Raw genomic sequence first — 20,895 nt, forward strand, 5'->3', positions numbered from 1 at the left:
GTCGATGATCGTCATCGTCGGAGCCGGACCCGTCGGCCTGTGGCTGGCGGCGGAACTGCGTCTGGGCGGGGCCGAAGTGACCGTGCTGGAGGCCAGGCAGGAGCCGGATCCGCACTCCAAGGCCCTCACCGTGCATCCCCGCACCCTGGAGCTCCTGGCGTGCCGCGGCGTCGTGGACCGGTTCCTGGCGGAGGGCCGGCGCGTCCCGGACGGCCACTTCGGCGGTCTGGAGGACCGGATGGACTTCGGCGTGCTCGACACGCCGTTCCCCTTCACCCTGGCCCTGCCGCAGGCCCGCACGGAGGCACTGCTGGAGGAGCACGCTCGCGCCGCGGGAGCCCGGATACTGCGGGGCCACCGCGTCACCGGCCTCACCCGGGGACCGTCGGACATGACGGTCGAGATCGCCGGGCGGCCCCCGGTGCGGGCCACGTACGTGGTCGGCTGCGACGGCACGCGCAGTGTCGTACGGCGCACCGCCGGCATCGCCTTCCCGGGCACCGAGGCCACCACCTGGGGCTGGCTCGGCGACGTCGTCCTGGACGCGCCGCCCCCGGGCCCGGTCAGCGTCTCCGGGCCGGCCGGCGGTCTGATGGTCGTACCGCTGCCGGACGGCGTGCACCGGATCGTCGGCGGGGACCCCGACGGCGCCCGCCCCGACCGGCCCGGCGCCCTCACCCTCGACGCACTGCGGGCCAAGGTGGTGGCGATCTGCGGCGGCGACTACGGCATGCGCGATCCGCGCTGGCTGTCCCGCTTCGGCAACACCACCCGGCAGGCCGAGCGCTACCGCAGCGGCCGGGTGCTGCTCGCCGGCGACGCCGCGCACATGCACTTCCCGACCGGTGGCGTGGGCCTCAATGTCGGCGTCCAGGACGCCGCCAACCTGGGCTGGAAACTGGCCGCCGTCGTCAGGGGCGAAGCCCCCGACGCCCTGCTCGACACCTACCACGACGAACGCCATCCGGTCGGCGCCGACCTGCTGGCCTCGACCCGCGCGCAGACCGCGCTCATGACCGGCCACTCCGCCGAAGGCCAGGCGCTGAGAGCCCTGCTGAGCGGGCTCATCGCCGACCTGCCGGAGCTGTCGCGCACCCTCGCGGAGCGGGTGTCCGCGCTGTCGGTCGCCTACCCGGCCGGGGGCGGCCACCGGCTCGCCGGCACCCGCGCCCCGGACCTCCGGCTCGGCGGCACCAGGCTGTTCACGCTCCTGGAGGCCGGCCGCCACGTCCTGCTGGACCTGGCCGGCGGGGCCCCTCCGACCGAGGGCGTGACGCGGCACCGGGGGCCTCTCTCCGTACCGCACGCGGACTGGACGGGGGTGGCGGCCGCGCTGATCCGTCCCGACGGGCATGTGGCATGGGCTGGTGACGGTCCCGAAGCCGATCCCCGTGCGGCCGTCGCCGGGCGGTGGGGGTGACCCGGCGGGGCGCGACCGCGCTCCGCGTCCGTCAGGCGAAGCGGAAGGTCGTGACCACCGCCGCGACGAGCCTGAGCCCCGCCGCCTCCGGCTCAGGCCGGGGTGAGGGCGGCCGCGCCGAAGGAGACGTCGAAGCGGTCGCACCAAATGCTGACGCTGGTGTAGTCGGCCAGGTTCACGTCCGCCGGGACGGGGTAGTTCTGGTCCCCCTTGTTGCCCTTGAGCTCGCCGAGGCTGACGTGCCTGCCGTCATCGAAGACGCGCCGGCCCGCCACGCCCTCCTTCACCGGGGCGTCGGTCAGCCATACCCTCAGGTCCGGACCGTTGCTGGTGTCCAGCCCCTCCAGGCGCAGGAAGCGTGAGCCGTCCGGCAGTTGGATGATCCGGACCTTGCCGGTGGTCGTGTGCTCGTGGCTGATGAGATTGCCCGTCGCGAGCGTCCGGGGTGCGCGCGGTCCCGCGGAGTCCGAGGGCAGGACGCTCGGGACCACACCGGGCACGGCCTCGCTCACCGTCTGCTCCTGCCACAGCTTCCACGGCTCGAACCAGTACAGCCCCACGCCCACCAGGACGGCCACCACGGCCGCCGCGGCGATCAGCAGCGGCCGGCGCCGCCCGCCCTCACGTCCCACGTCGCTCTCCTCGGTCGTTCGACGCGCGGTTCGGCCGGCCACGGGTCGGCGAACCCTACGATGTCCGTTATGCCCGGTACGGTCACCTTCGATCCACGCGTCCCGTCGGTCGGCGCAGGGCTGCGGTCGGGAGCCCGGCTGGTGATCTGCGCCGCGGTGCCCTGGTACCTCTGTCTGTGGTGGGGCACGAGCACCGTGCCTGTGCCCGCCGCCCTGCCCGCCGTCCTGATCCTCCGTGAGGACGTGTACGAGGCGCCGCGCCTGGCGCGGGACCGCCTCCTGGGGGTCTTCGCGGGCGTGGTGCTCAGCACGCTCCTCCTGGGCCGGCTGCCGCCCTCGTCCGTGTCCTTCCTCGCCGTGCTCGTGTGCGGATGCGCCGGCATGTACCTGCTGGGGCGGTCCGGGTCCCCCAACCAGCAGGTCCTGATCACCGCGCTGATGATCTACGCCACCGCCCTCCCCGGGTATCCCCTGGCCCGCCTGGCGGAGACCCTGGTCGGCATCGCCGCGGTGGTGGTGCTCGGACCGCTGCTGTGGCCGCCGGACCCCTACCGGTCGGCCGCTGAAGGCCTCGACGCCTACCGGGCCGGGATCGGGCGCCTCCTCGACGGGGTGGCCGGCCGGCTCGCCCGCGGCGGACCCCCCGCCGCTCCGGATCCGCTGCCCGAGGGGGCCCGGCTGTGGCTGCGGCCGCAGGCCTGCCGGGCCGCCTTCGACCGGGCCGCGCACCGCCGGCGGGCCCGCACGCCGCCCGCCGGGCTCGACGGGCGGCTGGAGCTGGCGGCCCGGAGCGCCGTGGCCCTCCAGTGCTTCACGCAGGAGCTCCGGGAGCGGGCCCGCGGTCCGGTCCCGGACCCCTGCGCCGGGTCCGCACCCGATCCCGCACTGCGCGACATCGCCCCGCTGGTCCGGTCGACCGCGCTGGCCCTGGACGCGGCCCTGAGGGGCGGGGAGTTCGCCGCCGAGCTGGACCGGGCCCGGGGCCTCGACCTCGCCCACCGCTCGGCCCACCCCACCCGGCACGACGCGGTCCTGCGGACCGGCCTGCACCTGACGCACGAGGCCCTCGGCGACCAGCTCGCGAACCGCCGCTGACCGCGGTGGGGTCCGCCGGGACCGACCGCGGCAGCATGAGCGGGGCGGCCATGGCGGGGACACCGGCGCTCGCGATCGCGAGCGCCCGTCGGCAGACGACCTGGCGGCCGGGGCAGGCGGTGGCGATGACGGCGAGGGCGTCCTCGTCCTGGTGGAGCCCGGCCACCGGGACCGCCTCGCCGCCGTCGGCGACGCAATGGTTCAGGCGGAGACCTCGATCCGGCCGTCCATGGGCGGCGCTTCGCGGTCATCGACCTGCCGCAGCCCCCAGCCCGACCTGACCGGGATCACGGGTGACGGCGAGGACGTCGTGTCGGGCTACGCCCACTTCCGCCTCGCGAACGACGCCGCCATCATGCCGAGGTTCGGCGACCGCACGGCCGCGAGCGGGCCCGCGGCTCCTTCAGGAGCGCTTCCCCGAGCGGGACATGGCGGCGGTCGCCATCGGCACGACCGCCGCTTCGGTCGGCGGCGGCATCCACCGCGCGACACACGACCGGCCGGTCGGGCCCGCCGCGTGAGCGGGGGCCCCGCCCGGGCCTTACGGTGGCGGTATGGAACAGCGCATCAGCCTGGTCACCCTGGGGGTCGCGGACCTCGCCCGCGCCAAGAGCTTCTACACGGCGCTCGGCTGGCACGGCACCGAGGTCGAGGAGACGGTCTTCCATCAGGCGGGCGGCCTGGCCCTGGTCCTGTGGGACGGTCGGAAACTGGCCGCGGACTGCGGCCTTCCGGCCACCCCGCAGGCCGGCTTCGGCGGCATCGCCCTGGCCCACAACGTGCGCAGCGACGCCGAGGTGGACGCCGTCCTCGAGACGGCCGCGGCGGCCGGCGGCACCGTCACCCGGCCTGCCGCCGTCAACGCGATCGGCTTCTACTCGGGCGTCTTCACCGACCCCGACGGCCACGCCTGGGAGATCGCCCACAACCCCGGCTTCACCCTGGCCGAGGACGGCTCCCTCGTCCTCCCCGACTTCGGCGGCTAGGTGTTCTGTCCAGGGAGGTTGTGGACGGGTGATGCTGGTCTCGACTGAGGGATCTTGAACGGGTGGGCCTTCCGGGTTCGGCGGGGAGTGCGACGTCTGCACCGACCAGCGGAGGGCCCTCGCCGGGCGGTCAACGCTTCCAGGCCTCGCCGCGCCCCCGCCCAGCGGTGGGCCGCCGGCCACCGGGCCTCCCGCGAGGCCGGCCCGGCCGGCCGTTCCTCCGCGGCCGGCCCGGAACAGGTGCTCGTCCAGGAGAGCGGGCCGGTGGTGGAACAGCTCTCGGGGAAGCAGGAGCGGGTGAGGGCGCCGCGCAACGGCCGCCGCGGGGTGCGTTCTTGGGCCGGGCGGCGGCTCCGGGCGTGGGCTGTCGGGTCGGGAAGGCTGCGCCGGTGCCGGGCGGGCCTCCCTCTCAGCAGGCCGAGTTGGGGTGATTGCCCGACTCGTTCCTGTGTTGACCCTGCGGGCTTCCTTAAGAGAACTTGAAGTACCCCTCCTGGGGGACTTTTTCGCTGGTCACCGGCCTAGGCTCAGGCGGACTCCCCTCCTCCCCTTCTCTTGCGAGGTGTTACCGGCATGAGCCGCAGCCGAACTCCCGAAACGCAGACCCGCGTCGAGGCCCGGCGGAAGAAGACGGTGCGCACGCGCATCGTGCTGTCCGTCACCACGGCCGCCGCGGTGGTGGCGGTGGGGGTCGCGGTGGCCGACTCCGGCGATGACGCGCGTACCGACCGGCGCACCGACGCCGCCGGCACGTCCTCGGGGACGGCGACGGCGACTCCCACCCCCGGCGCCGCCTCGCCCACCACCGACGCCTCGGCCACGGCGAGTGCCAGCGCGTCCGCGACGCCCGACGCCTCCGCCTCCGCCTCGGCTTCCGCCACGCCCACGGACCCCGCCACGACGCAGGACGCCGAGACCAAGTCGGAGTCCTCCCCCGCCGCCAAGCCCCCGCGCAAGCCCGCCACCACCACGAGCGGCGGGGGCGGCAGCACGGGCGGCAGCGGCGGAGGGGGCAGCACGGGCGGGGGCGGCGGCACCGTCAACGGGGACGCCGAGTCCGCCGTGCTCGCCCTGGTCAACAAGGAGCGGGCGGCCGCCGGGTGCGGCGCCCTGACCTCCAACGCCAAGCTGAGCGCGGCGGCGCGGGCGTACAGCGACACCATGGCCCGCGCCGGCGTGATGTCGCACACCGGTCCGGACGGGTCCACCATGACCAGCCGGGTGGAGGCCGCGGGCTACAAGTGGTCCAACCTGGGCGAGAACATAGCCCGCGGGCAGGCCGACGCGGAGGCCGTCATGAAGGCGTGGATGAACAGCTCCGGCCACCGGGCCAACATCCTCAACTGCGCCTTCAAGGAGATCGGCATAGGCGTCCACAAGGGCGACGGCGGTCCGTGGTGGACGCAGAACTTCGGCGCGCCGAGGTAGCCGAACCGCGCACAAAAGGGCCTACGGGGCGAACGCCCCCGGCCCCCTCGAACCACCCCCCACAGCCACGTCCCCCCACCCGTACGCGGGCGGGGGGACGTCGGCGTTCGCCCACCCGCCCGGGGCACCGGCCCGGGGCACGGGCCCGGGCCGTTTCGGGGGGAGCCGGTGACAGACCGGCCGGAGCGTCGGACACTATGGGGCCGTGCCCCGAACTTCGCGCTACCTGCTCATATGGCTGTCGTGCACGGCCGCCAGCGTGACCGCCGTGCTCGCGACGGTCCAGTTCGTGGTCGGCTCGACCCGGCATACGCCGCCGGTCGCACGGTCCGCCCCGACGGTCATCGACACGCCTCCCGCCTGGCAGGCGGGGAGCCCGCCCGCGGACACGCCGTCCCCGACCGCGTCGGCCGGCCCCTCTCCCACGGCATCGCAGAGCCCCTCCCCCACGACGGCCGCCCCCACGCCCGTCAAGGCCACGTCGGGCGCGCCCAGGACCCCCGCGCCGAGGAAGGTCGACTGCGAGGAGGGCGGAGCGGGCCTGTACACCGTCCCCGCGCAGGGCGGGAAGGTGACGGTGCGGTACGGAAGCCGCGGCGTGTGTCTGATCTCCGCCGTCCCCAGCCGGGGCTTCAAGACCACCACCTCGCAGACCTCGGACAGCACCCTCACGGTCACGTTCACGAGCGCCGACCACCGGTCGGTCGTCACGGCGACGATCGATCCGAGTGCGAAGGCCAGCGTCCGCGAATCGTCCTTCTGAGTCCCGCTCGGGCGTCCTCGCCCCTCCTTGCCCCTTTGGTGGGGATCAACAGCTTCTGTCTGACCATGGACGGTTCCCGTCGAAGCGGAAGGTGAGCTCTTCCTTAGGGCAAGCTCAAGATCACGCCGGGGTGGTTCCGCGGGCTCCGCGGAGTCCTATGCTCGCGTCAGCCGAGCGGCCCTCGGCGCCGGGGCACGACACCCCTGCGTATCTCCGGGCCGCCGGTTTCACCCAGCCGGGGGGCGCTCCGCCCATCCCGCAGTCCGAACCGTGCCTTGGGGTGTCTTCGCCATGAGTTCTCGCATGCTCCGACCCGTCCGCGCCGACCGCCGTACGACGTCGCCCCGCTCCGCCGCGCGCCTGGGAGGGCGGCTGCCACTGGTCGCCGCGGCCGTCGTCGCGGCGGGCCTGACCGCGGCTTGCGGCCCGTCCTCCGAGCCCGCGGGCTCCGCTGTCGCAGCCCCGGCCGACCAGCGGTCCCAGGCCTTCCCGTCCGCGTCGCAGTCCGCGACGGCCTCCGCCGAAGCGTCCCCGACCGGGTCGGCCTCGCCGTCCGCGTCCGCCTCGGCCCCGTCCTCCTCCTCGCCGACCCCCTCGCGCGCCCAGTCCGGTTCCGCCTCGACCGGCGCCGGCTCCGCCAAGCCGGCCCGTACGTCCGCCGCGCCTGCGCCGGCCAAGGTGCCCGGCCCCGGCTACGACAGCTCCGCCGACGCGCAGAAGCAGATCGACGCGGCGCTGCGGGCGGCCAAGGCCGACGGGCGGATGGTGCTGCTCGACTTCGGCGCGAACTGGTGCGGCAACTGCAAGGCCGCCGACAAGGTGTTCGCACAGCCGCAGACCGCGGGGATCCTCGGGGCCTCGTACCACCTGGTCAAGGTGGACATCGGCGGCAACAGCCCCGCCAACTCCGCGCTCCTGCGCAAGTACAGCCCCTCGGGCGGCACTTACACGATGCCCGTCCTGGTCGTCGTCTCGCCGTCCGGCACGGTGCGCACCGACACCCACGTCACGGGCAACCCGTCGCTGACCTCGGAGGGCATCAACGCCTTCCTGCGCAAGTGGGCGTCATGAGAAGACCGGTGCGGGCGTCCCTCCTCGTCCCGGCCGCCACCGGCCTCGCGGTGGCGGCCGTGCTGGCCGTCGCAGGCCACTGGACGGACGACGGCGCCGATGCGGGGGCGCGGACCGGACGGGCGAACGCGATCGGCGCCGCGGTGGGGGCGACGGTCATGGACCCCGGCACCCGGCAGGACGCGCCCGCCCTGGCCGGCGCCGACCTGGACGGGAAGCAGGTCGCGCTCGACGACTTCCGGGGCCAGGTCGTCGTCCTGAACGCCTGGGGGTCCTGGTGCGGCCCCTGCCGTGCGGAGGCGGACGACCTGGAGCGGCTCAGCCGGCAGACGCGGGGCGACGGGGTCCGGTTCCTCGGGATCAACACCCGGGACCGCGACCGGGCCGCCGCGCGGTCCTTCGTACGCGCCCACGACATGACGTTCCCCAGCCTCCACGACCCCGACGGCGAACTCCTGCTCCGGTTCCCGCCCTCCTTGGTCAACCCGCAGGCCATCCCCTCGACCCTCGTGATAGACCGCCGCGGGCGCGTCGCCGCCGCCATCGGGGGCGCCGTCACCGACGAGCAGCTGCGGCCCCTGCTCGCCCGCGTGCTGGAGGAGGAGTCGTGACGGCCGGCGCGCACTGGACGCTCGCCGTCGCGGACGCCCCTTCCCTCGTCAACGGGACCCTCGCGATCGCGGCCCCCGTGGCGTTCGTCGCGGGGCTCGTCTCCTTCCTCTCGCCGTGCGTGCTGCCCCTCGTACCGGGCTACCTCAGTTACGTGACCAGCCTGTCGGTCGCCGACCTGGCGCAGGCGCGCGGCGGGCGCCGCAGCCGGATGGCGACCGGCGCGCTGCTGTTCGTCCTGGGGTTCACCGCGGTCCTCGTCTCCGGCGGGGCCCTGTTCGGCCATGTCGGCAGGAGCCTGCTGGCGCACCAGGAGGCGATCACCCAGGTGCTCGGTGTCCTCACCGTGCTCATGGGCCTGTCCTTCATGGGATTCCTGCCGGGCTTCACCCAGCGGGAGTTCCGCAGCCACCGGCGTCCGGCGCTGGGGCTCGCGGGAGCCCCGGCCCTCGGGGCGGTGTTCGCGGTCGGCTGGACCCCGTGCATCGGGCCGACGCTGGCCGCCGTGCAGGCGCTCGCCTGGACCGAGGCGAGCGCGGTCCGAGGGGCCCTGCTGATGGCCGCCTACTGTCTGGGGCTGGGGTTGCCGTTCGTCCTGGCCGCGCTGGCCTTCCGCCGGGCGCTGGGCGCCTTCGGGCTGGTCAAGCGCCACTACCCGTGGGTCCTGCGGACCGGTGGCGGGATGCTCGTCCTGGTCGGCGGGCTGCTGGCCACCGGGGTGTGGAACGACATCGTGTACAGCATGCAGTTGTGGAGCGCGAACTTCACCACGGCCCTCTAGGACCGCCCCGAACCGACCCGACCCGAACCGACCCGACGATCGACCCGATCCGCATCACGTGGCGCGCTCACGCGCGCACGTCGACGCGACACGCAACGCAGAGGCACAGATGAACGTTTCCACGCAGGTGATGCGCTCCCGCACGGTCCGCGTCGCGGCCGTCCTCCTCTCCTCGGCCGCGCTGTCGGCCTGCGGCGGGCAGCACGCCGCGGACACCGCCGGCGGCGCCGCCCCCACGACGCGCTTCTCCGAGAACGGAGTCACCGTCACGCTGTCCGTCTCCGACTGGAAGGCCTCGGAGGGCACCCTCACCGCGGTCTTCACGCCGGAGAAGAAGGGCTTCCACCTTTACAGCACCGAGCTGCCGGCCTCCGGCATCGAGGGGGTCGGCCGACCGACCGCCGTGGCGGTCTCCGGCGCCCTCAGGGCCAAGGGGGGCCTGAAGGCGGCCGCGGACGTACGGTCGATCAGCGTGCCCGGTGTCGACGCCCGGGTCCCCGTCTACCCGGACGGCCCGGTCACCACGACGCTGCCCGTCCGCGCCGACGGGAACGGGGACGCGACGGTACTGGTCGGCTACGCGAGCTGCAGCACGCGGGACGGCTGCACCATCCCGGTGTCCGACCGCCCCGTACGGCTGCGCGTGACCGGTGACGGGCCGACGTTCGAGGCTCCCTGACGGCACTCCGCGGCGGGGAGCGGACCCGGCGGGTGCCCGGTTCGGGCGGCTTCGTATGATCCTTGAGGTTCGCGGCCGCACCCCGCCTGCCCTGCCGATCACCGCCGGACGGACGCATCCCCGCCGGCCCTGCCCCGAAAACGCCATCCCCCTTGAGCACCGACCAGATCGCCCCCGAACAGGCGCGGCCGCGCCCGTCAGCGACCCCGCGCGGCCGGATACTGCCGCGCCTCGTGGGACGCGCCCCCGCACCGGCGCCGGGCACCGTCCTGCACAGCGTCAGCGGTGCCACCGCCGTCATGCTGATCCTGGTGGCCATCGGTGCCGCCATCCACGAACCCGTCCTGATACCTCCGCTGGCCGCGTCCGCGGCGATCGTGCACAGCGTGCCCGGTCTGCCGCTGGCCCAGCCCCGCAGCGTGATCGCAGGCCACCTGCTCTGCGCGGCCGTCGGCTACGCGGGACTCGCCGCCTTCGGGAGTTCGCCCTGGGTGGCCGCCGTCGCGGCGGGGCTCGCCCTCGCCGTGATGACCCTGGCCCGGACCCCGCACTCCCCGGCCTGCGCGACCGCCGTCGTCATCGTCCTGCGGACGCCGGACCCGCGCAGCTTCGTACCCCTGCTGGCCGGGGCGGCACTGCTCATCGTCCTCGCGGGCTGCGCCCTCTCGCGCGCCCGCCGCACCGGAACCCGCTACCCGCAGTACTGGTGGTGAGCCCCGGCGCGCCGACCCCTAAGGTGTCCGCATGCCGAGCGTCCTGGTCGTGGAAGACGACCCCAGCATCCGCCAGTCGCTGATCGAGGTCCTGTCGGAACACGGGTATGCCGTCCGCAGCGCCGCCGACGGGTTCGGCGCTTTGCGCGAGGTCACCCAGACGCCGGTCGACGCCGTGGTCCTCGACCTGGGGCTGCCGGATCTGGACGGAGGGGACGCGCTGCGCATGATCCGGGGCATATCCTCCGTGCCCGTAGTGGTGGCCACCGCCCGTGACGACGAGGCGGAGATCATCAAGATCCTCAATGCGGGCGCCGACGACTACCTGGTCAAGCCCTTCTCGGGCGGGCAGCTCGTCGCGCGCCTGTCCGCCGTCCTGCGGCGCACCAGCCACGTCCCGCCCGCGGGCGCCGCCGCCGCGGGCGCGTCCGTCGCGGCGGCGGCCGAACCGCTGCGGGCCACCGTCGTGGGCGAGCTGGCGGTGGACCCGGGTGCGCGCACCGCGTACCTGGCCGGGCGGGAGCTGCGCCTCACCCGCCGGGAGTTCGACCTGCTGGCCTTCCTCGCCCACCACTCGGGGCAGGTCGTCTCCAAGCGCCGTCTGCTGACGGAGGTCTGGCGGGAGCCGTACGTGGACGACCAGACCGTCGACGTGCACCTGTCGTCCCTGCGGCGCAAGCTCGGCGAACGCGCGGCGGCCCCGCGCTACCTCCTGACCGTCCGCGGCGTCGGCATCAAGCTGGTGGCCCCGCGGTGAGGCGCTCACTGGCCGGTGTGGCCCTCGCCGTGACCTCCATGGTCGCCCTCTCCTTCCTCATACCGCTGGCCGCACTGGTGATGTCGCTGGTCAAGGAGCAGGGCGTGAACGCCGCCGAGCAGCGCGCCGCCGCCCTGGCTCCCGTCCTGACGCTGACCACGGACCCGAACGCGCTGCGCGAGTCCGCGGCGAGCCTGGACGCCGCAGACCACCTGGTGGTGCACCTGCCGGGGTCCGGGCCCCTCGGCACCTCCAAGGCCCCGGCGTCCCTGCTCGAACGGGCCCAGCAGGGACGCGAGTCCATCTCCCAGGAGATCCCGGGCGGGTGGATCTGCCTCCAGCCGGTGGTGCTCCCCGGCGACCAGGTCGCCGTCATCGAGAACTTCGTCCCCGAGGCGGAACTCACCCGCGGCGTCAAGGAGTCGTGGGCGGTCATGCTGTTCCTCGCGGTGGGCCTGGTCGGCGGTTCCGTCCTGGTGGCCGACCGCCTCGGCGCGAAGGTCGTCCGGTCCTCGAAGCAGCTGGCGCTGGCGTCCCACGCGCTCGGCCGGGGCGACCTGGAGACCCGCGTGGACCCCATGGGCCCCAGGGAACTGCGCGACGCGGGCATCGCCTTCAACGCGATGGCCCACCGGATGACCGAGCTGCTCGCCGTCGAACGCGAGCTCGTCGCCGACCTGTCCCACCGGCTGCGGACCCCGCTCACCGCCCTGCACCTCGCGTCGGAGCGGATGGCCGGCACGCCGGAGTCGGCCAGGGTGGAGGCTGCGGTCGGCGAGCTGGAGACGGAACTCCAGGCCATCATCGCCGCGGCGCGCACCCCTCTCGCCGTGGGCCCCATGGGCCAGGGCCTGCTCGGTACGGAACCGGCCGCGGGCCACGCCCCTGCCGGTTCGGGGGCCTCCGGTCCGCGCTCCGAGGCGGCCGACGTCGTGCGCCGCCGCACCGCGTTCTGGACGGTCCTGGCGGAACAGCAGAACCGGTCGTGCACCCTCGACCTGACCCAGGAACCGACGGCCGTGAGCCTCTCCGACGACGACATCGCCGCCGTGGTGGACGCGCTGATCGGCAACATCTTCCGGCACACCGCGCCGGGGACGCCGTTCGCCGTCCAGGTCGTGCGCACGGCCCAGGCCGTGGAGCTGGTCGTGGAGGACGGCGGCCCCGGCATCCCCGAACCGGACCGGGCCCTCTCACGCGGGGGCAGCACCGGGTCCACCGGGCTGGGTCTCGACATCGCGCAGCGCGCGGCGACCGCAACGGGCGGCGCCATGCGCATCGCCCGCGGCCCGCTGGGCGGCGCGCACATCACCGTGACGTTCGCCCTGGCCCCGTCGGCCCCGTCCGGCCGCAGGCTGCGCCGCCCCCGTACCTCGCGCCGCCGCCCGGTCTGGGCGCGCGGCCGGTAGGCGGCCGCTGGGCGGCATAGCCGTCGTCCGTCGCGGACCACGGACTGATCCGGTTGGTGATCAGCCTCCACGGCCGCCGGCCCCGCCAGTGGGCGATGTCGTCCCGCGTGCCGAGCGCGTCGGGGTGAGCGGGCCCCAGTACGCGCTCCAGATCCGTCAGCAGCTCCTCGGAACAGCGGCGACGGTGGCGGCCGGGTCGTCGGGCGGCCCGGAGGTTTCGCGCAGCGCGTCGACAGGGTGCGCGCGGTCGGACAGCCGGTGCCAGTGGCCGGCACGTGGACGTCGGCGAGGTGGACGACCGCCGCGCGCCCGGGGGAGGCGGCTAGGAAGGGGCCTTGGCGGCGGCCTTGAGCTTGCGCCAGACCGTCCCGAGGGCCTCCAGGTCCTTCGCGTCGAGCAGGTCCGTGAAGACCGGTGCCAGGGCTTCGCGCCGGGTGGCGTCGGCCGCGTCGAAGACGGCGCGTCCGGCCGGTGTGAGCGAGACCTCCACGGAGCGTGCGTCGCGAGCCGAGGGCGTACGGGTCACCAGGCCCCGGCTCTGCAGGGCGTCCACGACCCTGGAGACCTGGCTGCGGCTGAGCAGGGTGCTGTTCCCGAGGACGGAGGCCGGCACCGGCTCGGGGCTGGACGCCAGCCACAGCATGACCTCGAACCAGGACACGGGCAGGTCGTGGGCCTTGACGAGGGCCTTGTCCACGCGGTCCGTCATCGTCGTGCCGGCCCAGACCAGCCCGTAGAAGGCGTAGTCGGCCGCCGGCATCTCGGCTTCTGTGAGCTTCTTCGGCATGTCGGACAGTCTAGAGGTTGCGTGTGCACGCACATGACTTTAAAGTGTGTGTGCACGCACATAAATCCGATCCTCCAGAGGTCCCTCATGCCCACGCTCCCCGCCGCTCCCGCAGCGATCCCCGCCGACGCCGACGCCCCCCTCCGCACCGTCCTGATCACCGGCACCTCCTCCGGCATCGGGCTGGCCGCGGCCGTCGCCGCAGCCCGCGCCGGATGGCGCACGGTGGCCACGCTGCGCGACACCGGCCGGGCCGACGCCCTGCGCAAGGCCGCCGCCGACGCGGGCGTCGAGGTCGACATCCGCCGCCTCGACGTCGTCGACGAGGAGTCCGTCACCGCCGCAGTCGACGGCGTGCTCGCCGACTACGGCCGGCTGGACGCCGTCGTGAACAACGCCGGCGCCGGACACCTCGGCACCCTGGAGCTGGAGTCCGTGGCCGACGTCCGCGGGGTCATGGAGGTCAACTTCTTCGGCGTGCTGAACGTCTCCAAGGCGGCGTTCCCCCACCTCCGCTCCGCCGGAGGCCGCCTGATCACCGTCACGAGCGTCGGCGGCGTCATCGGCCAGCCGTTCAACGAGGCCTACTGCGCCGCGAAGTTCGCGGTGGAGGGGTACATGGAGAGCCTGGCGCCCGTCGCGAGCACCCTCGGCGTGAGCGTGTCCCTCATCGAACCGGGCGCGGTGGCCACCGAGTTCGTCAACAACATCGGCCTGGACCTCGACGCCCGGATCGCCGCGGCCGGACCGTACGCCGGCGCACTGCGCGCCTACATCGAGCGCACGGTCGGCCAGTTCACGCAGGATGCGGCCCAGACCCCGGCCGGCGCGGCCGAGGCCGTCATGGAGGCGCTCACCGCCGACCGTCCCGCCTTCCGCATCCAGACCTCTCAGTGGGCCCGCGACTTCACGGCGACCAAGCTGACGGACCGGGACGGCTCGGCCGTACTCGGCATGACGGGCACCTGGGTGGGCTGACCGCGCCCGCCGGCCCCGGCAGGCCCCGGACCGGGACCGGGGTGGCGGGAACCGGGACCGGGGGTCGGCGGGCCGGGACCGGGGCGGCCGACCTGCGCTCCGCGCGCGGCGGGGTCAGCATGGGAGGAGGCCGGACGGGGCGCCGTCCGGCCTCCGAACCGCCGCGCCGCGGCGCGCCCCCGTCGGGAGGTGACCGCGCCCATGGACGAATCCCGCAAGGCCTGGATCACGATCGGCATCGTCATCACCGTCATCCTCCTGAACCTCGCAGCCATCATCCTCATGAACACGGTCGGCCTGTGACCGTGTGACGGCGCCCGGCAGAGGTTCCGGTCCGCCCCCGGCTCCCGGGGGCGGACCCTTCGTGCGCGCGGGAGCCGGCCGCCGCCCAGCACCTCACCACCGGCTCACCCCCGGCGCCCGCGTCACCATGTCTGACATCTCCTCAACTCTCCTGTTCTGACGGACAGTTCGAGCATCATTCGGTTGAAGCAGAGGCTGCGCGACCCTTGCCGCGGCGACCCGGTTCCCGAATGATGCTCCCGGCATGTCGGTCGGCCGCCGGCCGCCATCGGCCCGCCATCACCGAACCCGTCCGGCCAGGAGGCCAGTTGTGCGGAGCAACCGTCACGTCCGGAGATCCCTCGTCGTCGTCGGCGCCGCCCTCGCGCTCGTCGTAGGCGTCCCCCAGGCGGCATTCGCGGCTCCGCCCCCCGCACTGCCCGGCCAGGCCGAGGCGATCGAGCTGGCCTTCCAGCCCGCCTACGATTACGACACCGACGGCTGCTACCCGACACCCGCCATAGGCCCGACCGGGGTCCTGAACAGCGGGCTCAAGCCCACCGGAGCCCTCGACGGCAACTGCCGGGACGCCTCGGACCTCGCCAACACCAACGGATACTCGCGCTGGAAGTGCAACAACGGCTGGTGCGCCGTGGTCTACGCGCTGTACTTCGAGAAGGACCAGGCGATTCCCGGCATCAGCCTCGGCGGCCACCGCCACGACTGGGAACACGTGGTGGTGTGGATCCAGGACAACGAGGCGAAGTACGTGGCCACCTCCGCGCACGGCGACTTCGAGATCCGCACGCGCGACCGGATCCGCTGGGACGGCACGCATCCCAAGATCGTCTATCACAAGGACGGCATCGGCACCCACTGCTTCCGTGCGGCGAACACCAACGACGAACCGCCGGAGAACCACCGCGGCACCTGGCAGTACCCCACGCTCGTCGGCTGGTCGGGTTACCCGGCCACGATCCGGGACAGGCTCAGCCAGGCGGACTTCGGCAGCGCGCACTTCGGCCTGAAGGACGGCTCCTTCACGTCCCACCTGGCGGAGGCGAAGCCGGCGGGCATCCCCTTCGACCCGTACCTGTAGCCGGCGGCCGCCGGGGCTCCCCCGGGCGCCTCGCGCCGCTGCTCCTGCGCCGTCACAGGCGCAGGAGGAGCAGCGCGATGTCGTCCCTGTGGCCCGCAGCCGCACCGGTGTCGCGCAGCAGGGCCTCCATGAGGTCGTCCAGGTCCGCCCCGTCGTTGTCGGCGAGGACCGCGGCGAGGTCGTCGGTGCCGCGCTCGGCGTCGACGCCGAGCGCGGTGGGCTTCTCGACCAGCCCGTCGGTGTAGAAGGCGAGGAGGGTCCGGGGCGCCAGCTCCAGGCGGGTGACGGGGCACGGGGTGTCGGCGCTGATGCCGAGGAGCGGCCAGGGGTCCAGCTCCACTCGGTGCGGCAGGGATCCGGGGGCGTGCACCAGCGGTGGCGGGTGCCCGGCGCCGGCCAGCGTCGCGCACCGGCTCGTCAGGTCGATGTGGGCATAGAGGCAGGAGACGAGCAGCTCGGTGTCCAGGCCCGCCAGGAGGCGACCGGTGCGGGCCAGGACCGCACCGGGCGGTGCGCCCGCGGCGGCGCGGATGGCAGTGCGTACCTGGCCCATGAGGGCTGCCGCGGCGACGTTGTGCCCCTGTACGTCGCCGATGACGGCCGCGACGGTGGTGTCGTCCAGTGCGATGACGTCGTAGAAGTCGCCTCCGATGTCCATGCCGTGGCCGGCGGGCAGGTAGCGGGCGGCGGCCTCCAGGCCCGCCACGGCGGGCAGGGTGTGCGGCAGGAGCACCTGTTGGAGGCCGCGGGCGAGATCGTGCGCCGCGTCGTGCAGGCGGGCCCGGTCCAGGGCCTGGGCGATCAGCCCGGCCAGGGAGGTGAGGACTGCGCGCTCGTCGGCGGTGAAGGTGTGCGGCCGGTCGTAGGAGAGGATGCAACAGCCCACCGGGCGGCCGGAGATGGCCAACGGAAGGAAGGCCCAGGCCTGTTTGCCGCTGATCTGCGGTGCGTCGGGATGCGCGCGGGCCATCGCGTCGCGGTCGCTGAAGAAGGCGGGGACCCCGTCGGCCAGTACCTGCCCCGCCGGCGTGAGCCCGGTGTCCAGGGGCAGGCCGTCGAGCCGCTCGATGGTCGCCGGATCGTATCCGTGGTAACCGGTGATCTTGAGGCGGCCCGCATCGGCTGCGGACAGGACGAGGGCGTCGGCTCCGAACGCGGGCAGGACCTGGTGGGCGACCAGCTCGACGACGTCACGGACCGTAACGGTCTCCGTCATGGCGGCCGCGAGGTGCAACAACTGGTGCACGCGGCCGGTCTGCGCGACGGCGGCGCCCGCGGGCGGCCCGGACGGGACCCCCTCCGTGTCTCGTGCGGGGCGGGTCACGCGGACGCTGATGCCGCTGGAGTCCGGATAGAGCTGGAAGCCCAACGGGATGTCCGGCGGGCGCAGCGCGGTGAACTCCACCGGCTCGCGGCTGAGGATCGCGGCGCGGTACCGGTCCTCGACCAGGGGTGCGTCGAGCCAGGGCAGGGACTGCCAGGGCCAGGTGCCCAGCAGCTGGCCGGACGCACGGCCCAGCAGGGCCTCGGCGGTGCCGTCCACGAAGGTGATCCGGCCCTCCAGGTCCAGGGCCAGGGCTCCCTCGGGCAGGCGCTCGGCCCAGTCGGCGGCGGCCTGCGAGGGCCGGCCGCCGTACGCGCGGGGTGGCGCGGCCGGGATGACGCGGGGCACGTCGGGTACCACCGGTACCCCGTCGGCCCGGTCCAGCATCCGGGCGACGCCGCGGGCGGCCGAGCTGATGTGGTGCTGTTCGCGCACGCTCGCCGTACGGCCGTGGCCGGCGGGCCAGAGCAGGAACAGGGCACCGTGGGAGTCCCGCCGGCCCGTCAGGGGTGCCGCGGCCAGGCAGAACTCGTAGGGCAGGCTGACTGCGGCATGCGGGTAGTGGTGGGCCAGGTCCTCCTGCGAACCGATCCAGACCAGCCGGTCCTGGCGTACGGCGTCACTCACCGGGGTTGAGGCGGTCGCGGGAATCCGGTGCCACGGCCGGGCCACCTCGGCGGGCACGCCGCACAGCACGACCAGCACCAGGAGGGCGTGCTCCGCACCGTCCCAGAGGTGGAAGCCGCCGCCGGACGCCCCGGTCCGGCGGATCGTCTCGGTCAGGGCCTCGTCCAGCAGCCGGGCGCGGGCCCGGCCCGCACCCGCGCCCTCGTCGGCGCCCGCGCCGGTGTCCGCATGCGCGTCCGCAGGGCCCTCGCCGCCGCCGCTCACGACCCACCTCCCGTCACAGCCCGCGACCGCCGGCCGCCGCCGCGTACCGCGCGCACTCGTCCGTCAGCGTCCGGGCGAGGCGGCGCCGAACTCGTCGACGAGGGTGGTGCAGAACGCGTCGAGGTCGTCGGGCCTGCGGCTGGTGATCAGTGTGCCGGGAGCCGCGCGGCAGACCCGTACCTCCTCGTCGACCCAGGTGGCTCCGGCGTTGCGCAGGTCGGTGGCGAGGCTCGGCCAGGACGTCATGGTCCGGTCCCGTACCGCGTCGGCCTCGACGAGCGTCCAGGGGGCGTGGCAGATCGCCGCAACCGGCCGGCCGGTGCGGAAGAACTCCCGGACGAAGGCGACCGCGCGCTCGTCCATGCGCAGGGCGTCGGGGTTGGCGACGCCACCCGGCAGCACGAGCGCGTCGTACTCGTCCGGTCCGCTCTCGCCGACCACGTCGTCGACGGGGAAGGTGTCCGCCTTGTCCAGGTGGTGGAACGCCTGGACCTCGCCGTTCTCGGTCGACACCAGGCGCGGCTGCCAGCCCTGGTCCCGCACCGCCTGCCACGGCCTTTCCAGCTCGACCTGCTCCACGCCCTCCGGCGCCACGAGAAACGCCACCTTCATCGCCGTCACGTCCCTTCCGCGGGGGATGCGCCGGGCCGCCCGCCCTGTCCGCCCCATCCGCGCACTGCGCCTGCCCCTTCGGCGGCCGGCCAAACGGCACGCCCCGGACGGCCGTATGATCGAGGGCGCGTCGGCCCCGGCCGTCACCCCCTGACGAGACAGGCGAGGACGTGCACGTGCACAGGACCGTCACCGAGCTCGCGGACGGCCGCGAGCTCATCTACTACGACAGCGAGCCCGGCCGGGACCGCGCGGCCGAGGACCCGCGTCCGTTGGAGCGGGTCGAGAGTGCCCCTGAGCTGCGCCGGGACCCGGCCACCGGCGACTGGGTCACCATCGCCGCCCACCGGCAGTCCCGCACCTACCACCCGCCGGCCGACGCCTGCCCGCTCTGCCCCTCCCGGGACGGCCGGCAGAGCGAGATCCCGGCCGCCGACTACGAGGTGGCCGTCTTCGAGAACCGCTTCCCGTCCCTCGCCGGCGCAGCCGGCCGCTGCGAGGTCGTGTGCTTCACCCCCGAGCACGACGCCGGCTTCGCCGATCTCACACCCGAGCGGGCCCGACTGGTCCTGGACGTCTGGGCCGACCGCACCGCCGAGCTGTCCGCCCGCCCCGGCGTGCGACAGGTGTACTGCTTCGAGAACCGCGGCGCGGAGATCGGGGTGACGCTGGCCCACCCGCACGGCCAGATCTACGCCTTCTCCACCACCACACCGCGCACCGCCAAGCACCTCGCCGCAGCGTCCGCGCACCGCGCCCGCACGGGGCGCAACCTCTTCGAGGACATCCTCGCGGAGGCCCGCGCCGCCTCCGAACGCGTGGTCCTCGCCGGGGAGCACTGGACGGCCTTCGTCCCGTACGCCGCGCGCTGGCCGTACGAGGTCCACCTCCACCCGCATCGCAGAGTCCCCGACCTGACCCGCCTCACCGAGGCGGAGCGAGCCGAGTTCCCCGCCCTGTACCTGGACCTGCTGCGCCGGTTCGACCGGCTCTTCGGGCTCGCCGCGCCCACCCCCTACATCGCGGCCTGGCACCAGGCCCCGCTCACCGGCGGCGAGGAACTCGCCCTGCACCTGGAGCTGTTCACCGTCCGGCGGACCGCCGACAAGCTCAAGTACACGGCGGGGACCGAAGCCGGCATGGACGCCTTCATGAACGACGTGACGCCCGAGGCGGCGGCCCGGCGGCTGCGGGAGGTCCGGTGACCGGGAGCGAGTCCGCGGCTGCGGCGCACGCCGCCTCCGTGCGCCGGGAGTTCGGGCGGATCCACGGCCGCGCCCCCGACGGGATCTGGGCCGCCCCCGGCCGGGTCAACCTCATCGGCGAGCACACCGACTACAACGACGGCTTCGCCCTCCCGATGGCGCTGCCGCAGGCCACCGTGCTGGCGGCCCGCCGCCGAGAGGACGGGCTGCTGCGCCTCCACAGCGCCCAGGGCGACGGCCGGATCACCGAGCTCGCGGTGGCGGACCTCTCCCCCGGCACGATCGGCGGCTGGGCCCGATACCCCGCCGGAGTGGTCTGGGCGCTGCGGGAGCGGGGCCTGCCCGTGGGCGGCGCCGACGTGCACCTGGACAGCACCGTGCCGACGGGCGCCGGCCTGTCGTCGTCCGCGGCCCTCGAATGTGCGGTGGCCGTCGCCTACGAGGAGCTGTACGCGCTGCGGCTGTCGCGGCCCGAACTGGCGCGCGTGGCCCAGTACGCCGAGAACGCCTTCGCCGGCGTGCCGTGCGGGGTCATGGACCAGATGGCCTCGGTCTGCTGCGCCGAGGGCAGTGCGCTGCACCTCGACAGCCGCACCCTGGACGTCAGGCAGGTCCCCTTCGACCTCACCGGGCACGGACTGCGCCTGCTGGTGCTCGACACCCGGGTCGCGCACGACCTGGCCGACGGGGCGTACGCGGCGCTGCGCGCTGGGTGCGAGCGCGCGGCGGGGCTGTTGGGGCTGCCCGCGCTGCGGGACCTCTCCGAGGCGGAGCTGCCGGGGGCCCTCACGCAGCTGCCCGACGCGCTCACGCCGCTGGTCCGGCACGTGGTCACCGAGAACGCCCGGGTCGGGCGGGCCGTCGAGCGGCTGGCTGCGGGCGAACCGGAGGCGCTGGGGCCGCTGCTGACGGCCGGGCACGCCTCCCTGCGGGACGACTACGGGGTGTCCTGTCCGGAGACCGACCTCGCGGTGGAGGCCGCCGTCGGCGCCGGTGCCCTGGGCGCCCGGATGACCGGCGGCGGGTTCGGCGGCTCCGTGATCGCCCTGGTCCCGGCCGCGGCGGCCGGGTCCGTCGCCGGGGCCGTGACGACCGCTTTCGCGGCGGCAGGCTTCGGGCCCCCCGCCGTTCTGGAGGCCGTGCCCTCGGCGGGAGCCCGCCGCATCGGCTGACCGCGTGCGCGGGCTGGGCGGCGGAGCCCGCCGCCGCCCTGGCGGGCACCGGACGCGGGGTCCGGCCAGGCCGACAGAAACATGCCCGAGGTCCCGGGATGCGGATGGTGTGGCGGTCGGGCGGTTCGCCCGCCGCCACCCCGACCGCCACCACCCCGACCGCCACCACCCCGACCGGCGGGCCCCGGCCGGGCGCCGGCGA

The 20,895-nt window shown here is 74.6% G+C and carries 20 protein-coding genes; 16 read left to right on the top strand and 4 right to left on the bottom strand.

Going from position 1 to position 20,895, the window contains the following annotated elements:
* Positions 1-4 precede the first annotated feature (4 nt).
* Positions 5-1,420: an FAD-dependent monooxygenase gene (locus ACZ6JS_RS09730; RefSeq protein WP_469297097.1), complete on the top strand. Its 1,416-nt coding sequence runs from the start codon at positions 5-7 to the stop codon at positions 1,418-1,420.
* A 92-nt stretch (positions 1,421-1,512) separates the two neighbouring features.
* Here ACZ6JS_RS09730 and ACZ6JS_RS09735 read toward each other — a convergent pair whose 3' ends face one another.
* A complete protein-coding gene (locus ACZ6JS_RS09735) occupies positions 1,513-2,052 on the bottom strand; it encodes a DM13 domain-containing protein (protein WP_469297098.1) in 540 nt (179 codons plus the stop codon).
* 69 nt (positions 2,053-2,121) lie between these two features.
* Between ACZ6JS_RS09735 and ACZ6JS_RS09740 the strand changes: the two genes are divergently transcribed.
* The 11 genes from ACZ6JS_RS09740 (at position 2,122) to ACZ6JS_RS09790 (ending at position 12,343) form a co-directional block, all read left to right on the top strand.
* On the top strand, positions 2,122-3,147 hold the full coding sequence (locus tag ACZ6JS_RS09740; RefSeq protein WP_469297099.1) for an FUSC family protein: 1,026 nt from the start codon (positions 2,122-2,124) through the stop codon (positions 3,145-3,147).
* Between the two features lie 554 nt (positions 3,148-3,701).
* Positions 3,702-4,133: a VOC family protein gene (locus ACZ6JS_RS09745; protein ID WP_469297100.1), complete on the top strand. Its 432-nt coding sequence runs from the start codon at positions 3,702-3,704 to the stop codon at positions 4,131-4,133.
* A 573-nt stretch (positions 4,134-4,706) separates the two neighbouring features.
* Entirely contained in the window at positions 4,707-5,561 is an 855-nt protein-coding gene (locus ACZ6JS_RS09750; protein WP_469297101.1) for a CAP domain-containing protein, read from the top strand.
* A gap of 205 nt (positions 5,562-5,766) precedes the next feature.
* Positions 5,767-6,324 (top strand): hypothetical protein, encoded by a 558-nt coding sequence (locus ACZ6JS_RS09755; RefSeq protein ID WP_469297102.1) that lies wholly within the window; start codon positions 5,767-5,769, stop codon positions 6,322-6,324.
* A 303-nt stretch (positions 6,325-6,627) separates the two neighbouring features.
* Positions 6,628-7,395 carry a thioredoxin family protein gene (locus ACZ6JS_RS09760; RefSeq protein ID WP_469297103.1) on the top strand — a complete coding sequence of 256 codons (768 nt, stop codon included), beginning with the start codon at positions 6,628-6,630 and terminating at the stop codon, positions 7,393-7,395.
* Positions 7,392-8,006, top strand: coding sequence for a TlpA family protein disulfide reductase (locus tag ACZ6JS_RS09765; protein WP_469297104.1), 615 nt, complete (start codon positions 7,392-7,394; stop codon positions 8,004-8,006). The genes ACZ6JS_RS09760 and ACZ6JS_RS09765 overlap by 4 nt, the downstream gene beginning before the upstream one ends.
* The gene (locus ACZ6JS_RS09770; protein WP_469297105.1) at positions 8,003-8,785 is read left to right on the top strand and encodes a cytochrome c biogenesis CcdA family protein; all 783 of its coding nucleotides are present in this window, start codon (positions 8,003-8,005) and stop codon (positions 8,783-8,785) included. The genes ACZ6JS_RS09765 and ACZ6JS_RS09770 overlap by 4 nt, the downstream gene beginning before the upstream one ends.
* A gap of 109 nt (positions 8,786-8,894) precedes the next feature.
* On the top strand, positions 8,895-9,464 hold the full coding sequence (locus tag ACZ6JS_RS09775; RefSeq protein ID WP_469297106.1) for a hypothetical protein: 570 nt from the start codon (positions 8,895-8,897) through the stop codon (positions 9,462-9,464).
* Between the two features lie 152 nt (positions 9,465-9,616).
* Positions 9,617-10,177 carry an HPP family protein gene (locus ACZ6JS_RS09780; protein WP_469297107.1) on the top strand — a complete coding sequence of 187 codons (561 nt, stop codon included), beginning with the start codon at positions 9,617-9,619 and terminating at the stop codon, positions 10,175-10,177.
* 31 nt (positions 10,178-10,208) lie between these two features.
* Positions 10,209-10,934 carry a response regulator transcription factor gene (locus ACZ6JS_RS09785; RefSeq protein ID WP_469297108.1) on the top strand — a complete coding sequence of 242 codons (726 nt, stop codon included), beginning with the start codon at positions 10,209-10,211 and terminating at the stop codon, positions 10,932-10,934.
* Complete coding sequence (locus tag ACZ6JS_RS09790; RefSeq protein WP_469297109.1) at positions 10,931-12,343, top strand: sensor histidine kinase; 1,413 nt, start codon at positions 10,931-10,933, stop codon at positions 12,341-12,343. Before ACZ6JS_RS09785 ends, ACZ6JS_RS09790 begins: the two co-directional genes overlap by 4 nt.
* A gap of 322 nt (positions 12,344-12,665) precedes the next feature.
* Here ACZ6JS_RS09790 and ACZ6JS_RS09795 read toward each other — a convergent pair whose 3' ends face one another.
* A complete protein-coding gene (locus ACZ6JS_RS09795; RefSeq protein ID WP_469297110.1) occupies positions 12,666-13,130 on the bottom strand; it encodes a MarR family winged helix-turn-helix transcriptional regulator in 465 nt (154 codons plus the stop codon).
* An 87-nt stretch (positions 13,131-13,217) separates the two neighbouring features.
* Here ACZ6JS_RS09795 and ACZ6JS_RS09800 point away from each other — a divergent pair, with 87 nt between their 5' ends.
* Together ACZ6JS_RS09800 and ACZ6JS_RS09805 are read left to right on the top strand one after the other, a co-directional pair.
* Positions 13,218-14,108, top strand: a complete 891-nt coding sequence (locus ACZ6JS_RS09800; protein WP_469297111.1) for an SDR family oxidoreductase — start codon at positions 13,218-13,220, stop codon at positions 14,106-14,108.
* A 613-nt stretch (positions 14,109-14,721) separates the two neighbouring features.
* On the top strand, positions 14,722-15,489 hold the full coding sequence (locus tag ACZ6JS_RS09805; RefSeq protein WP_469297112.1) for an NPP1 family protein: 768 nt from the start codon (positions 14,722-14,724) through the stop codon (positions 15,487-15,489).
* A gap of 52 nt (positions 15,490-15,541) precedes the next feature.
* Here the strand turns inward: ACZ6JS_RS09805 and ACZ6JS_RS09810 are convergent, their stop codons facing one another.
* Both ACZ6JS_RS09810 and ACZ6JS_RS09815 read right to left on the bottom strand, forming a co-directional pair.
* Positions 15,542-17,704, bottom strand: a complete 2,163-nt coding sequence (locus ACZ6JS_RS09810) for a SpoIIE family protein phosphatase (protein ID WP_469297113.1) — start codon at positions 17,702-17,704, stop codon at positions 15,542-15,544.
* A gap of 63 nt (positions 17,705-17,767) precedes the next feature.
* Positions 17,768-18,316: a type 1 glutamine amidotransferase domain-containing protein gene (locus tag ACZ6JS_RS09815; RefSeq protein WP_469297173.1), complete on the bottom strand. Its 549-nt coding sequence runs from the start codon at positions 18,314-18,316 to the stop codon at positions 17,768-17,770.
* A 176-nt stretch (positions 18,317-18,492) separates the two neighbouring features.
* Here ACZ6JS_RS09815 and galT point away from each other — a divergent pair, with 176 nt between their 5' ends.
* Both galT and galK read left to right on the top strand, forming a co-directional pair.
* Positions 18,493-19,521, top strand: a complete 1,029-nt coding sequence (gene galT, locus ACZ6JS_RS09820; RefSeq protein ID WP_469297114.1) for a galactose-1-phosphate uridylyltransferase — start codon at positions 18,493-18,495, stop codon at positions 19,519-19,521.
* Positions 19,518-20,693: a galactokinase gene (gene galK, locus ACZ6JS_RS09825; RefSeq protein WP_469297115.1), complete on the top strand. Its 1,176-nt coding sequence runs from the start codon at positions 19,518-19,520 to the stop codon at positions 20,691-20,693. Before galT ends, galK begins: the two co-directional genes overlap by 4 nt.
* The last annotated feature ends 202 nt before the right edge of the window (positions 20,694-20,895 follow it).

The sequence above is a fragment of the Streptomyces sp. NPDC046349 genome, assembly GCF_055587885.1.

Bases quoted from the DNA above. Each gene is read 5' to 3' on its own strand.
- ACZ6JS_RS09815 (WP_469297173.1), bottom strand. From the start codon at position 18,316: ATGAAGGTGGCGTTTCTCGTGGCGCCGGAGGGCGTGGAGCAGGTCGAG.
- ACZ6JS_RS09765 (WP_469297104.1), top strand. From the start codon at position 7,392: ATGAGAAGACCGGTGCGGGCGTCCCTCCTCGTCCCGGCCGCCACCGGC.
- ACZ6JS_RS09750 (WP_469297101.1), top strand. From the start codon at position 4,707: ATGAGCCGCAGCCGAACTCCCGAAACGCAGACCCGCGTCGAGGCCCGG.
- ACZ6JS_RS09760 (WP_469297103.1), top strand. From the start codon at position 6,628: ATGCTCCGACCCGTCCGCGCCGACCGCCGTACGACGTCGCCCCGCTCC.
- ACZ6JS_RS09740 (WP_469297099.1), top strand. From the start codon at position 2,122: ATGCCCGGTACGGTCACCTTCGATCCACGCGTCCCGTCGGTCGGCGCA.
- ACZ6JS_RS09775 (WP_469297106.1), top strand. From the start codon at position 8,895: ATGAACGTTTCCACGCAGGTGATGCGCTCCCGCACGGTCCGCGTCGCG.
- ACZ6JS_RS09800 (WP_469297111.1), top strand. From the start codon at position 13,218: ATGCCCACGCTCCCCGCCGCTCCCGCAGCGATCCCCGCCGACGCCGAC.
- ACZ6JS_RS09745 (WP_469297100.1), top strand. From the start codon at position 3,702: ATGGAACAGCGCATCAGCCTGGTCACCCTGGGGGTCGCGGACCTCGCC.
- ACZ6JS_RS09785 (WP_469297108.1), top strand. From the start codon at position 10,209: ATGCCGAGCGTCCTGGTCGTGGAAGACGACCCCAGCATCCGCCAGTCG.
- ACZ6JS_RS09795 (WP_469297110.1), bottom strand. From the start codon at position 13,130: ATGCCGAAGAAGCTCACAGAAGCCGAGATGCCGGCGGCCGACTACGCC.
- ACZ6JS_RS09730 (WP_469297097.1), top strand. From the start codon at position 5: ATGATCGTCATCGTCGGAGCCGGACCCGTCGGCCTGTGGCTGGCGGCG.